The sequence below is a fragment of the Stenotrophomonas sp. BIO128-Bstrain genome (genome assembly GCF_030128875.1).
Classification (GTDB): domain Bacteria; phylum Pseudomonadota; class Gammaproteobacteria; order Xanthomonadales; family Xanthomonadaceae; genus Stenotrophomonas; species Stenotrophomonas bentonitica_A.
In genome coordinates, this window is sequence record NZ_CP124620.1 from 3915230 (window position 1) to 3929345 (window position 14116).

The 14116-nt window shown below is 70.6% G+C and carries 8 protein-coding genes; 3 read left to right on the forward strand and 5 right to left on the reverse strand.

Annotated elements, in window-relative coordinates; genetic code table 11:
- Nucleotides 1-92: 92 nt before the first annotated feature.
- The 3 genes from recC to recD are packed head-to-tail and all read left to right on the forward strand — an operon-like array spanning nucleotide 93 to nucleotide 8970.
- A complete protein-coding gene (gene recC, locus POS15_RS17855) occupies nucleotides 93-3440 on the forward strand; it encodes an exodeoxyribonuclease V subunit gamma (protein WP_284128603.1) in 3348 nt (1115 codons plus the stop codon).
- Nucleotides 3437-7078, forward strand: coding sequence for an exodeoxyribonuclease V subunit beta (gene recB, locus POS15_RS17860; RefSeq protein WP_284128604.1), 3642 nt, complete (start codon nucleotides 3437-3439; stop codon nucleotides 7076-7078). Before recC ends, recB begins: the two co-directional genes overlap by 4 nt.
- Nucleotides 7075-8970 (forward strand): exodeoxyribonuclease V subunit alpha, encoded by a 1896-nt coding sequence (recD, locus tag POS15_RS17865; RefSeq protein WP_284128605.1) that lies wholly within the window; start codon nucleotides 7075-7077, stop codon nucleotides 8968-8970. Before recB ends, recD begins: the two co-directional genes overlap by 4 nt.
- A gap of 14 nt (nucleotides 8971-8984) precedes the next feature.
- Here recD and POS15_RS17870 read toward each other — a convergent pair whose 3' ends face one another.
- The 5 genes from POS15_RS17870 to POS15_RS17890 form a co-directional block, all read right to left on the reverse strand.
- The gene (locus POS15_RS17870) at nucleotides 8985-9380 is read right to left on the reverse strand and encodes a hypothetical protein (protein WP_088435243.1); all 396 of its coding nucleotides are present in this window, start codon (nucleotides 9378-9380) and stop codon (nucleotides 8985-8987) included.
- 85 nt (nucleotides 9381-9465) lie between these two features.
- Nucleotides 9466-11523 (reverse strand): FUSC family protein, encoded by a 2058-nt coding sequence (locus tag POS15_RS17875; protein WP_284128606.1) that lies wholly within the window; start codon nucleotides 11521-11523, stop codon nucleotides 9466-9468.
- 3 nt (nucleotides 11524-11526) lie between these two features.
- On the reverse strand, nucleotides 11527-12984 hold the full coding sequence (locus tag POS15_RS17880) for an efflux transporter outer membrane subunit (protein ID WP_284128607.1): 1458 nt from the start codon (nucleotides 12982-12984) through the stop codon (nucleotides 11527-11529).
- Nucleotides 12981-13889, reverse strand: coding sequence for an HlyD family secretion protein (locus tag POS15_RS17885; RefSeq protein WP_070426259.1), 909 nt, complete (start codon nucleotides 13887-13889; stop codon nucleotides 12981-12983). The genes POS15_RS17880 and POS15_RS17885 overlap by 4 nt, the downstream gene beginning before the upstream one ends.
- On the reverse strand, nucleotides 13886-14095 hold the full coding sequence (locus POS15_RS17890) for a DUF1656 domain-containing protein (protein ID WP_019183984.1): 210 nt from the start codon (nucleotides 14093-14095) through the stop codon (nucleotides 13886-13888). The genes POS15_RS17885 and POS15_RS17890 overlap by 4 nt, the downstream gene beginning before the upstream one ends.
- Between the last annotated feature and the right edge of the window lie 21 nt (nucleotides 14096-14116).

Below are 14116 nucleotides of genomic sequence, written 5' to 3' on the forward strand. Positions count from 1 at the left end.
CAGCGTGTCGGGCCGGTGGTGGCCCGCGCCTTTTCCCCGTCCGCACCGCCAGCAGCGCTGCGTTCGTGCGTCGGCTACGGCACACTCCTGCGATGACCGACGCTGCTTCAGACTTTCGCCTGTACCACTCCAACTCGCTCGATGTGCTGGCCGCGCTGCTTGCCACGACGCTGCGCACGCCGGTGCCGGGCCAATCCATCCTGGTGCCGGAGGTGGTGCTGATCCCGCAGGTTGCGATGCGCCGCTGGCTGCAATCGACCCTGGCGGCCGAGTATGGCATTGCCGCCAACCTCGCGTTCCTCACGCCGGGTGAGCTGGTCGCCCGCGCCCTCAATGCCAACGTGCCCGGGGAACATGACGATCTCAATGCCGAGGGGCTGCGCTGGCGGTTGTATGCCGCCCTGCGAGACCCGGTGTTGATGGCGCAGCCGCCGATGGCGGCGCTGCAGGCGTATCTGTCCGCGGCCGATCCGCTCAAGCCATGGGCGCTGGCGGCCGAACTGGCCTCGGTGTTCGAGAAGTACCAGGCGTGGCGTCGCGATTGGCTGCTGCGCTGGGACGCGGGCGCAGCGCCGAACGACCCGCAGGCGATCCTGTGGCGGCGCATCGCCGGCGGCGAGCAGTACCGTGCGCGCCGCATCGATGCCTACCTGGCCCGCTTCGAGGGTGCCGGGCAGCCGTTGCCGCAGGGCCTGCCGACGCGCGTGTTCGCCTTCGCCACCCTCAACATCTCCCCGGACGTGCTGCGGGTGCTGGCCACCCAGGCGCGGGTCGGCACGATGCACTTCTATCTGCCCACACCGACCCAGGCCTATTGGGGTGATCTGCAAACGCTGGGCGAGAAGCTGCGCAGCGGCGCGCCCGATCCGTTCGGCGAGGCGGCCGGCGAGAACCGCCTGCTGCAGGCCTGGGGCGCGGCGGGTCGCGATTTCATGGCGGTGCTGGGCAGCTACGAGGTCGTGCACCCCTCCGGTGAGATCGCCGCGTACGACGATCCCGAAGAGGATGCGCGCCCGGACATGGCCGACGGCGGGCTGTCCGACAGCCTGCTGCACCGCCTGCAGCGCGATCTGTTCCACCGCCGCGGGCAGCCGGCGGGGGAGCTGCGCGAGGGGCTGCGCTACGACGACCCCAGCCTGCAGGTTCATGCCTGCCACACCCGCCTGCGCGAACTGCAGGTGCTGCATGACCAGCTGCGCGGCCTGCTGCAGGATCCGCGCTTCGATCCGCCGCTGCAGGCGCGCGACATCGCGGTGCTGGCACCGGACATCGATCCCTACGTGCCATACCTGGAAGCGGTGTTCGGCGGCCGCAGCGGCGGCGATGACCACATTCCCTATGCGCTGGCCGATACCAGCCCGCTGGCCGGCGAGCCGTTGGCCGATGTGTTCGTGCACCTGCTCGGGCTGCCGGTCTCGCGCTTCGGATTGAACGAGGTGCTCGATCTGCTCGCCAGTGCACCGTTGGCGGACGCCGCCGGCCTCGACGCCGCGGCGTTCGACCGCCTGCACGACTGGCTGCAGGCCGCCGGCGCGCGCTGGGGGCTGGATGCGGCCCATCGCGGCCAGCATCAGGCCCCGGTGGACGATGCGTTTACCTGGCAGTTCGCGCTGGATCGCCTGCTGCTCGGCCACGCCAGCGGCAGCGACGGCGATATCGCCGGGGTCGCGCCATGGCCGGAGCTGGAAGGCAGTGCGCTGGACGCGCTGGACCGCCTGCTGGGGCTGCTGCGCGTGCTGGCGCGCTACCAGAAGGCCCTCGGTGAGGCCATGTCGCCCGGGCAGTGGCGGCAGCGCCTGCTGGCCCTGCTCGATGCGCTGCTGCCCGAACCGCCGCAGGCGGCCAGCAGCCAGCGCGCGCTGGAGCGCCTGCGCAAACTGATCAACGAGTTCGCCCGCGATGCGGAGACCGCCGGGTTTGAAGGCGACGTGCCACCGGAGGTGCTGCGCGCCCATTTCGCCGGCGTGCTCGCCCAGGCCGATACGCGTGCACCGCTGTTGACCGGTGGCGTCAGCTTCGGCCGGATGGTGCCGATGCGCCTGCTGCCGTTCCGGGTGATCTGCGTGCTTGGCCTGAACGATGGCGACTTCCCGCGCCGCGATCCGGCAGCCGGCCTCAACCAGCTCACCGCCGAGCTGGGCACCGACAAGCGCCGGCATGGCGACCGCTCGCTGCGCGAGGATGATCGCTTCCTGTTCCTGCAGCTGTTCGCCTCGGCGCAGGACGTGTTCTACCTGAGTTATCTGGGCGCCGATCCGCGCGATGGCAGCGTGCGCGAACCCTCGGTGCTGGTCAGCGAGCTGATCGATGCCGCGGCCGAGTACCACCTGGATCCCCCGGCGGCGGCGCGCAGGATGACCGTGCGCCATTCGCTGCAGCCGTTCGCTCCGGCCGCGTTCGGCGGTGGCGAGGAGCCGCGGCGTTTCAGCTACCGCCGCCAATGGCACCCCGCTGCCGGCTCGCTCGGCGGTGCACGTCGCGCGCTGGCGCCGTGGTTCGCCACGCCGCTGCCGCCGATGGAGAGCAGCGCTGCCGAGCCGGAACTGAGCGTAGATGCGCTGCGTCGTTTCCTCACCGATCCGGCCAGCCAGTTCCTCTCGCAACGGCTCGGCCTGCGCCTGCCCGATGACGTGGACAACGCCGACGACGTCGAGCCGCTGGTGATGGCCGCGCGCGGTGGCGACACGGTGCTGCTGCAGCAGGCCGTGATCGAGGCCACCCTCGGGCAGGACGACACGCCGCTGTACCCACGGCTGCGTGCGCGGGCGCTGCTGCCCTCCGGCGCCCTGGGCGAACGGCAGTTCGCGCTGCTGCAGGCGCAGACCGAGCCTTACGCGCAGGCGCTGGCCCAGTGGCAGGCCGGTACCACGGCCGACAGCCGCCGCTACGAAGTGGATATCGACGGGGTTCGCCTGCACGGCCGCGTGGACGGAGTACATCCGCACGGGTTGGTGCGCCTGCGCCCGGGTCCGCTCAACGGTCGTGCCGCGATCCGCCAGGGCCTGGACTGGCTGCTGGCCAATGCCGCGGGCGAGGCCTTGCCGCTGGTGCAGTTCCACGAGGCAGGCGATGACGGGCTGGGTCCGCACACGCTGCCGCCGCTGGGCGCCGAGCGCGCGCAGCAGGTGCTGCGTCGCCTGCTGCAGCTGCGCAGCGAAGGGCTGCGCGCGCCGCTGCTGTACGGCCCGTCCACCGGCTGGGTGCTTTACACCGCCGCCGAGGCCAGGCGCGAGGCCGAGGGCCGCGCCAAGTGGCACGGCAGCGACCGCAACTGGGGCGAGTCCACCGGCGCCGGCTACCAGCTCGCGCTGCGCGGCCACGACCCCTTCGCCAGTGCCGACAGTTACCGGCAACTGCTGCACAACAGCTTCGTGGTGTTCACCGCGGTGCGCGAAGGCCGGGTGTTCCCGGGCTTTGACGAGGAAGGAGCCCTGCGATGACCGACCACGACCTGCTCAATGATCCCTACCTGGCGCTGCCGCTGGACGGCGTGCGCCTGATCGAGGCCAGCGCCGGCACCGGCAAGACCTTTACCCTGGCCACGCTGTTCACCCGGCTGGTGGTGGAGAAGGGATGGCGCATCGGCCAGATCCTGGCCGTCACCTTCACCGATGCCGCCACGCAGGAACTGCGCAAGCGCATCCGCGAGCGCTTGGCCTTGGCCGCGCAACTGGTGGAGCGCGCGCCGGGCGAACAGGACAGCCCGGAGGTCGCGTTGACCCGGGTGATCCTGCAACGCCAGCTCGCCCTCGGTGAAGAGACACCCGCCGCGCTGGCGCGCCGGCTGCAGACCGCCGCTGATGAAATCGACCTCGCCTCGATCTTCACCATCCACGGCTTCTGCACCCGCGTACTGCGCGAACATGCGCTGGAGAGCGGGCATACCTTCGATCCGCCGACCCTGCTGCCAAGCGAACGCGAGCTGCACGAAGAACTGGCCGCCGACCTGTGGCGCGTGCATGCCAACGACCCGGCCACGGTCGATGCGCTGACCTGGCTGTGGTCCTCGCCCGAGGCGCTGGCAGGCGATCTCTCCACGCTGATCAAGCCGTTGCCGCTGCTGCCAGCGCGGCCCACGCGTACCTTCGACGATCCCGCCCCGCAACTGCGGCTCACCGCGGCTGCGTTGGCAGAGGCGATCCAGACGCACGTCGAAGACGCCCAGGCGCAGATCGCCGTGGCCTTCGACCGCAAGGTCTTCGACGGCCGTCGTGCCAAACGGCCGAGCTTCGACAAGGCCTTCGGCGAGCTGTTGGCCGGCCGCAGCGCGCAGCACTGGCCGCGTGGCGACAAGAGCCACCTGGGCAAACTGCTGCCGGTGCAGCTGCTGGCCTTCTGCAAGGACGGCATGGAAGGCCAGTGCCCGGCCTCGCCACTGTTCGACGCGTTGCAGGCCTGGTGGCATGCCGCCGATGCGCGCGAGCAGTGGCTGCGCCAGCAGGCCACCGCGTTCCTGCATGATCTGCGCGACGAAGCGCGTGCGCGGCTGGCCGAGCTCAAGCGGATCGGCCGCGTGCAGACCTACGATGACCTGATCGATGGCGTTGCCGATGCCCTGGAAGGCCCGCACCGCGCCACCCTGGTGCAGCAGCTGCGCGCGCAGTATGCGATCGCGCTGGTGGATGAGTTCCAGGATACCGATGACCGCCAGTGGGGCATTTTCCAGCGTGTGTTTGGCGACTCGGAGGAGACCCGGGACGCGGGCCTGGCACCGGCGTTGTTCCTGATCGGCGACCCCAAGCAGGCGATCTACGGCTTCCGCGGCGGCGATATCCACACCTATCTCAAGGCCAAGCGCCAGGCCGATGCCGCGCCCGCGCTGGACCGCAATTTCCGCTCGCGTCCGGCGGTGCTGCACGCGATCGAAGCGCTGTACGCCAACGCCGGTGAGCGCGCCTTCCTCGAAGCTGACATCGCCTTCGAACCGGTGCACCCCGGCAGCACCCGGATGGATGCGGATTTCCTGCGCGACGGTCTCCCCGCACCTGGCCTGACCGTGCGCGTGCTGCACAATACCGAGGGCGGCGACCTCAAGGCCGATCCCTCGCGGCAGCAGGCCAGTGATGCCTGTGTGGCCGCGATCCACCAGATCCTCAGCGAAGCCCGGCAAGGGCGCGCGCTGCTGCGCGACGTGCCGGTGCAACCCGGCGACATCGCGGTGCTGGTGCGCTCGCACAAGGAGGCCACGCGCATCCAGCAGGCGCTCGGTGCGGTAGGCATTCCCGCCGTCGCTGCGGGCAAGCAGAGCCTGTATGCCACGCCCGAAGCGCACGACCTGCGCCTGTTGCTGCTGGCGCTGCTGCAGCCGGCCGACGAAGGGCGGCTGCGCGCCGCACTGTCCACCGTACTGCTCGGCGAAGATGCCGAGGCGATCGATGCGCTGGAGCGCGAAGGCGATGCGCAGCGCTCCTTCCAGGTGCGGCTGCTGGAATGGCGTGAGCGCTGGCAGCGCGGCGGCCCGTTCGCGGTGATCGCCGATCTCTGCGCCGAACACGCCGAGCGCCTGCTGGGCCTGCTGGATGGCGAGCGCCGCCTGACCAACTACCTGCAGCTGGGTGAACTGCTGCAGCAGGCGGCCGGGCAGACGCTGGGCATGCACGGCCTGCTCGACTGGCTGCAGGTGCAGATGGCGCATGCCGACCAGAACGACGAACAGCAGCTGCTGCGCCTGGAATCGGATGCGCGCCGCGTGCAGATCATCACCCTGCACAAGAGCAAGGGGCTGGAGTATCCGCTGGTATTCCTGCCGTTCGTCGGCATCGGGGGGGGCGCACCGAACACCGAGGCCAACTGCACGGTGTACGCCAACGGCCGCCGCGAGCTGCACTGGAAACTGGACAAGGACGACAGCTGGAATGCGGCCAGCACGCGCAGCACCCAGGAACAGGACGCCGAAGACGCGCGCCTGCTCTACGTCGGGCTGACCCGGGCCGAGCACGCCCTGTGGATCGCCGCCGGTGATCTGGCCGGGCTGGCGAAGACCCGCCTGGCACCGATGCTGTCGGACCTGGAAGCGCTGCGTGCGCATCCGGACATCGCCGTGATCGAGGGCCCGGTGGAACCCCGCCCGGCGCAGCTCGCCTTCGAGCGCGACGGCGAACTGCCACCGGTCCGCGCGCTGACCCGCCGCGTGCCGCACGACTGGTGGGTGTACAGCTTCACCCAGCTGGCGCATGCCGACGCGGGCCACGACACCGATGCGGCCGCGACCGAAGTGCCGGCACCCGCAGCCGATGAGCCGGCCGGCGTGGACCTCACCCTGGAAGCAGAACAACCGGCCGTGGCCAGCGAAGAGAGCGACCCGCGCTTCATGGGCAGCCGCTTCGGCAACGTGCTGCACGATGCGCTGGAAAACACCGACTTCGCGCAGTGGGGCGGCTGGCAGGCCGGCGAGACCGCACCCGGCGAGGAAGCCGAGGTCCTGCGCGCCTCGCTGCGCGCGGAAGGCTATGCCGAGCAAGACCTGGACGATGGCGTGGCCATGCTGACCGGGCTGGTCGGCCAGACCCTGACCGTGCCCCTGCCGGAAGGCGGCGCACTGCACGACCTGCCGGCCGATGCACGCCGTGCCGAGATCGAGTTCCACTTCGCGATGCAGCCGACCGCCGTTCCAGCGCTGTTGAGCCTGCTGCACGCGCACGGGCTGGTGCGCGACCGCCATGGCTTCGGCACCCGCCGGCGGCTGGAGGGGCTGATGACGGGCAAGATCGATCTCACCTACGTGCGTGCGGACCGCTGGTACGTGCTCGACTACAAATCCAATCGCCTGCCCGGCTACGACGCGGCCCGTCTGGCCAGCGCCATGCAGCACAGCGAATACGACCTGCAGGCGCTGATCTACACCGTCGCGTTGCACCGGTGGCTGCGTTTCCGGCTGGGCGCGCAGTACGACTATGCGCGCGACATGGGCGGTATCCGCTATCTGTTCTGCCGCGGCCTGGATGCCCGCCGCGACGACAGCCCGGGCCTGTATGCGCATCGCTTCGATCCGGCCCTGGTCGATGCCCTGGATGCCCTTTTCGCCGGGGGCGAACACGCCCAGGCACGCATGGCCGCGCGCGCACGGGGGGAGGCATGAGCCTGCTCACCACGCTCTACCGTGGCAACGTGCTTCGCACGCTGGACCATGCGCTGGCGCAGAGCCTGCGCAGGTTGCGCCCTGACACGCCCGACGCGGTGCTGGTCGGTGCCGCACTGGCCTCGCTGGCGGTCTCGGAAGGACACGCCGGCCTGGATCCGACCCAGCCGCAGCGCCTGATCGAGGTCGATGTCGACTGGCCGGCACCCGAGGCGTGGTTGGCGCAGCTGCAGGCGTCGCCGTGGGTGGAGGTACCCGGCGCGGAGGACGTGGTCGCTGGCGATGCACCGCTGGTGCTGGAGAACGGCCTGCTCTATCTGCGTCGCTACCGCGAATACGAACGTCGGCTTGCCGAGGGCCTGCAGCGCATCGCCACGCATCCGCTGCCCGACGCCGATCCCGGCACCCTGGCCACGCTGTTCGGCCAACTGTTCCCGCAGGCCCACGATGGGATCGATCACCAGGCCCGCGCCGCGGCCGTCGCGCTGCGCCATCCACTGGTGCTGGTGACCGGCGGCCCCGGCACCGGCAAGACCACCACCATCGCGCGGCTGCTGGTGCTGCTTGCCGCACAGGCGGTGCAGGCCGACCAGGCATTGCCACGGGTCGCGCTCGCCGCGCCCACCGGCCGCGCCGCCGAGCGCATGGCCGAGAGCCTGCGCCTGGCCGTGCAGCGGCTGCGCCTGGTGGGCATCGCACCGGCGCTGTGCGACGCGATGCCGAGCACCGGCACCACCCTGCATCGCCTGCTCGGGGTGATCCCGGATTCGCCACGCTTCCGGCATCACCCCGACAACCCGCTGCCGTACGACGTGGTGGTGGTGGACGAGGCCTCGATGATCGACCTGCCGCTGATGACCAAGCTGGTCGAGGCGATCGCCGATGGCACCCGGCTGGTGCTGCTCGGTGATCCGGACCAGCTGCCCTCGGTGGAAGCCGGCGATGTGCTCAGCGCCATCCTCCGTGCCAGCGGCGATGGCCTGGGTACCCAGGCTGACGATGCCCAGGCGCTGCGCGTGCTGCTTGCTGCCGATGCGTTGCAACCGCTGGCACCGCCACGCCGGTTCGCCGGCCGGCGCGTGCAGCTGCAGCGGGGCTACCGGCAGACCGACGCGCTCGATCTGGCACCGCTGGCGCATGCCGTGCGCGACGGCAACAGCGCCACCGCGCTGGCACTGCTGAGGACGGGCACGCTGGCCGGTGTGCACTTCCACGAAGACCAGAGCGATCCGCTGCAGCATCACCGCGAGCAGCTGCTCGGGCATTGGCGCGGCCTCGGCGAAGCCGCCGATCCCGGCGCTGCGCTGGCCAATGCCGGCCGCATCCGCCTGCTCACCGCCGTGCGCGAAGGCCCACAGGGCGCGCGCGGGCTCAATGCCCGCATCGAAGCGCTGCTGGCAGGTGTGCCGCGGCCGGGCATGGCGCCGGGTTACTTCCACGGCCGGCTGCTGCTGATCACCGAGAACAGCTACCGGCACCGCCTGTTCAACGGCGACATCGGCATCTGCCTGATCGATCGCCACGGCAGCGTGACCGCGTGGTTCCCCGGCGAAACGCCGGATCAACCACGTGGCTTCCACCCGGGTGCATTGCCGGCGCACGAAAGCGCGTTCGCGATGACCGTGCACAAGGCGCAGGGCTCGGAGTTCGATGAGGTCTGGTTGCAGCTGCCGCGACGCGACAATCGCGTGCTGTCGCGCGAGCTGATCTATACCGGCATGACCCGCGCGCGGCAGGCGCTGCATGTGCTGGGCAGTGCGGAGGTGCTGGAGGCCGCATTGGCGCGGCACGCCAGCCGGCTGTCGGGTCTGGCTGCTCGCCTGCAGGGCCGCGAGGGGAACGCAGTGGCCGACGCCGTCGTGACGGCGCCGGCGCAGGGGCAGTTGTTCTAGCCCCGTGTCCGGTCTTACTCCGGAATCACCACGGTGCCATCGGGGAACACGATGGCGCCGTCACCGCTGACATCGAAGAAGCCCAGCTGGTGGGTGTTGGCCAGCACCTGCACCAGGCCGTGCGCGTTCTCGGCCACCTCGTCATCGAACGAGGCGTAGACCACGTGCTGGCCGATGCTGTAGTCGGTCACTTCCGGGCGGTCGTCTTCCTCATCGGACAGCGGACCGTCCATCGGCGGGTAATGCTCGGCGAGCGCGGCGAAGAACGCCTGCAGGGCCGGCACCGACACCTTCGGGTCGTCGTAATCGTGCGTCTCGTTCCACTCGGTCTGCGCGTCGTACCACTGCAGGAAGGCCTCGGCCTCGCGCGGGGCGACGGCGGGGTCGAACACCATCAGGTCGTAACTCATCGGGAATCACCTTGATCCATGCGCAAATGCATGCGTCAGGATAGCCCTGATCGGCGCGGACCGGCCGGCGCGCGCCGGGGCCGGTTCAGCGCGGCGCCGGCAGGCCCGGTGCTGCCGCGGCGGGGTCGGCGGCGGCCTCGATGACCGGTGCCTCGGGGAACAGCGCATAGCGCAGCCCGATCAACCCCATCAGGGCCTCGTCGCGGGCCTTGCCCGCCTCCACGGTCTGCACGCGCTTGAGCGAGGCCTCCAGCCGTGCCTGAAGCCCGGGCGGTGCCGGCAGGGGGCGGCGCTTGTCCACCTGCGCGCGGTAGTACGCGGCGATGTCGTCCAGGATGGCCTCGATCGCGGCCACGCTGGCCGGCGGCAGGCCGTGCCGGGAGCGGCGCAGCTGCAGGATGTTCAGGCCGATGCGCGCCTCGGTGAGCATGTCCACCGAGGCGATGTCGCTGCCTTCCGGCGTGGCTGCCAGGCGCGGTGCGAGCAGGCCGAGCAGATCCAGCATGCGCGCGGCGAACTGCTGGCGATCCTGCTGGCCGCGGCCCTCGGCCGCATCGGCCAGCGTGGTCCAGCCCTGGCGCACCAGCCGGCGCGCGGTCCACTCGGCACCCACCGAGCGGAACAGCCGGGTCATCACCACCGCAAAGCCAATGCCGATGAACATCGCCACGGCGGAGTTGATGAAGCTCTGGATGTTGGCGCTGTAGGTGTTCTGCACGTTCAGCAGCGCCACCAGGTTCACCGTCAGCGGCAAGCCGATCAACGCGGTCTTGGGCCGATGCAGCAGCAGGCCCAGTGGCAGGAAGATCACCGCCAGCACCAGAGCCAGGCTGCCGAAGTCGTGCACGGCCGGGAAGATCCCGAACAGGTACACGCCGGCCACCAGGCTGGCCACGATGGCCCAGAGCAGGAAGGACAGCATGCTCGGTGCGGGATCATCCTGCGCGGCGAAGAACGCGGCGGCCACCGCGGCCATCATCGCGCCGTTGCCACCACCTTCCCAGCCCAGCCCGATCCACAGCACGCAGTAGGTCATCAGGGCGACACCGGCACTGGCCGCGGAGAACAGCGCCATGCCGTAGTCCACATGGCGCACGTGGTCCACGCGCTGGGTGCGCACGCGGTAGTGCGCGGTATTGCTCGGCGCGGTGCCGGCGTCGATGGCGGCGTGCAGGGTGGTGCAGTCCTGCCAGAGATCGACCAGCTCTTCCAGGCGCAGCAGCAGGGTGACCAGCAGCAGGTGATCCAGCTCGCCATCCACCGCCGGCTTGAGCGCGACGATGCGCGCGCGCAGCGTGGCGTAGGCGCTGGCACTGGAGCGGCCCGGCTGCTCCAGCCACTGCGCCAGATCGGCGATCAAGGGCTCCAGCCCCGGTGGCAGCGCGCGGCCACCCGCGCGCAGCGCACCGAGCCGGTCGGCGATCGAGGACAGCACCGGCAGCATCAGCAGCATGCGTTCGCGCAGGCGCTCCATCGAGACCGCCGCCCCGGCGTGGCGCGGGTCGTCGCGACGCATGAACTCGATCAGCGCTTCGAACTGCACCAGATCGGCGGCCAGGCGGTTGCGCGGTCCATGCGCGTGACCGCGCGAGAGGATCTGCCGGCACCAGTCGGCGGCATCGCCCATCCAGCTGCCGATCCGCGCGCGCAGCATCGGCCGCACCGAGGCGGGGAAGAACAGCGAGGCGAACAGTACCGCCACCACGGTGCCGAGGATGATCTCCTCGCTGCGCGCCACCACGGTGTCGAAGATGGTGTCCGGCGAGGTCACCGCCGGGAAGCCGATGAAGGCGGTGGTGTACCCGGCCAGCAGGAACGCGTAGCCGCGCGGGCCTCGGTTGAGCAGGGCGATGAACAGGCAGGTGGACAGCCACAGCGACATCGCCGCGCTCAGCAGCAGCGGGGTTTCCACCAGGTGCGGCAGCATCCACAGCGTGGCCGCACCGGCGATGAGGGTGCCGAGGATGCGGTAGGCGCCCTTGGCACGGGTCGGGCCGAGCATCGGCTGGGTCACGATGTAGACCGTGGCCATCGCCCAGTACGGGCGCGAGAGATTGCCGGCCAGCCCGATGTACAGCGCGGCCAGCGCCGCCAGGAAGGTCTTGACCGAGAACAACCAGGCCTGTCTGTCCAGCAGCAGCATGGCTTACCTCGCGGCCGTGCCGGTGGCGACGGCGTCGGCGTTCCAGCCGCCGCCGAGCACCAGGAACAACTGGATCTGGTCGCGCGAGACCTGCGCCTGCGCCTCGGCGAGCGTCGCATCGGCGCTGGCCAGGCTGCGGTCCGCGTCCAGGCTGGCCAGGTAGGGCGTGCGCCCGCCCTGGTACAGGCGGCGGTTCTGGCTGGCGGCCAGGTCGGCCTGCTGCTGCGCCTGCTGCAGGAACTGCAGGCGCTGCAGATCCTGGGCATAGCGGCTCAGCGCGGTCTGGGTTTCGCGCAGGGCCTGCAGCACGCTGTGGTCGAACTCGGCCAGCGCCGCATCGGCACCGGCTTCGGTGGCGTGGATGCGTGCATGCGTGCCGGAGGAGGGCAGCGTCCAGGAGATCAGCGGGCCGATCGACCACTGCTGGGTCAGCGGCGTGCCGAAATCCTCCAGCAGGCCGGCGGCACCGACCGAGGCGCCGAGGCGGATGTCCGGGTAGAGCTCGGCGGTGGCCACGCCGATCCGCGCGGTGGCGGCGGCCAGCTTGCGCTCGGCCTGGCGGATGTCCGGGCGGCGCTGCAGCAGCGCGCGGCCATCGCCGATCGGCAGCGCCTGGGCCAGGGTCGGGGCCTGGCTGCAGTCGCTCACGCCGTCGGGCAGCTGGCCCGGGGTGCGGCCGAGCAGGGCGGCCAACTGGTATTCGGAGGCCTGCCGGTGCGCGCGCAGCGGCGGCAACGCGGCCTGCAGCATCGCCACCTGGGCGTTGGCACGCGCCAGCTCCGGCGGGGTGCCGCGGCCGGCGGTGATCAAGCGCTGAGTGACCTCGCGGCTGCGCTGCTGCAGCTGCAGCGAGTGCTCGGCCACATGCAGTTCGTGGTTGGCGTGGCAGATGTCGACGTAACTGCCGGCCACCTGCGCCACCAGCGACACGCGCGCCAGGTCCATCGCGGCGGCGGTGGCCTGCTCGTCGGCATGCGCGGCTTCGGAGGCGCGCTTGAGCTTGCCGAACAGATCGAACTGATAGGACACCGCGAACTTGCCGTCGGCCAGGTTGATCGGCGGCAGTTCGTGTTCAAGCAGGAATGATTCGGCCGACAGCTGCGCGCGGCTCACCCCGGCCTCGGCCTCGTATTCGAACCCACCGGCATCCAGCGCCTGCTCGTACACGGCAGCAGCGCGACGCAGGTTGGCATCGGCCACCTTGAGTTCCACGTTGTCGCGCAGCGCCTGCTGCACCAGCGCGTTGAGGGTGTCGTCCTGGTACAGCTCCCACCAGCGTGCGGGCAGCGTGGCGCCAGCGGCGACCTGCGGGTTGCCGGTGTCGAGGAAGGCGGCATTGGCCTCCGGCCGCTGGAACGCGGAGCCGGCCGGCACCGCGTAGTCCGGGCCGACGGTGCGGCACGCGGCCAGCGTGGTCAGCGCCAGCCCCAGCGCGATGCGGTGCAGCGCCGGGCGGTTCACAGCGCCGTCCGTGCCGGTTGTGCCGGCGTGGCCGGCGCGGTGTCCGGCTGGATGGTAACGGTGGCGGTGCGCCCGGCGATCAGGTTGACCCCGGCCGGCACGCGGTCGATATGGATGCGCACCGGGATGCGCTGGGCCAGCCGCACCCAGTCGAAGGCCGGGGTCACGTTCGGCAGCAGGCTGCTGCCTTCGCTGCGGTAACGGTCTTCGATGCCGGCGGCGATGCTCTGCACGTGGCCCTGCAGCGGCTGCGCCTCGCCCATCAGGCGGATGTCGACCTTCTGGCCCGCATGCACGCCCTGCAGGCGGGTTTCCTCGAAGTAGCCGTCCACGCGGAACGAGCCGGTATCGAGCACGGCCATCACCGGGCGCCCGGCAGTCACATAGTCACCGGCACGCACGGTGCGGTCGTTGACGTGGCCATCGCTGGGGCTGCGCACTTCAGTGCGCGCCAGGTTGAGCTTGGCCAGATCCACCGCGGCCTGTGCGGTCGCCATCGAGGCCTGCGCGGCGAGCAGCTTGGCGCGGCGCACTTCGGCATCCTCGGCGGCGACCAGATCCTGCAGGCTGCGGTCACGCGCGATCTCGCGGCGCAGCTGGTCCAGCGTGGCGCGGCGCTCGCCCAGGGCGGCCTGGGCCTGCTCCAGCGCGATCTCATAGCGCGCCCGGTCGACCACGAACAGCACCTCACCGCGCTTGACCGGCTGGTTGTCGGCCACCTTCACCGCCTCCACCAGCCCGGACACATCCGGCGCCACCTGCACCACGTCGGCGCTGACGTGCGCATCGCGCGTCCACGGTTCGTCCATGTAGTACGCCCACAGGTGGCGCAGCACCAGCACGGCGGCCACCACGGCCACGACGGTCAACACGACCGGGAATGTCTGCTTGAGGATCTTGTTCACGATTGCATCCAACGCATCAGGGAAAACAACCCGCCGAGCACGATCACGTACACGGCCAGGTTGAACAGGGCGGGGTGCCAGATGTGGCGGTAGGCGCCGGTGCGCTGCAGGACCACGCGCAACCCGCTCTTGAGCAGGTAGGCAAGCAGCATCAGCCCGAGCAGGGTCGGGACGAACACACCATAGAGACTGAATTCACCGTACATCGAGGCAAAGGATTCGCAGGG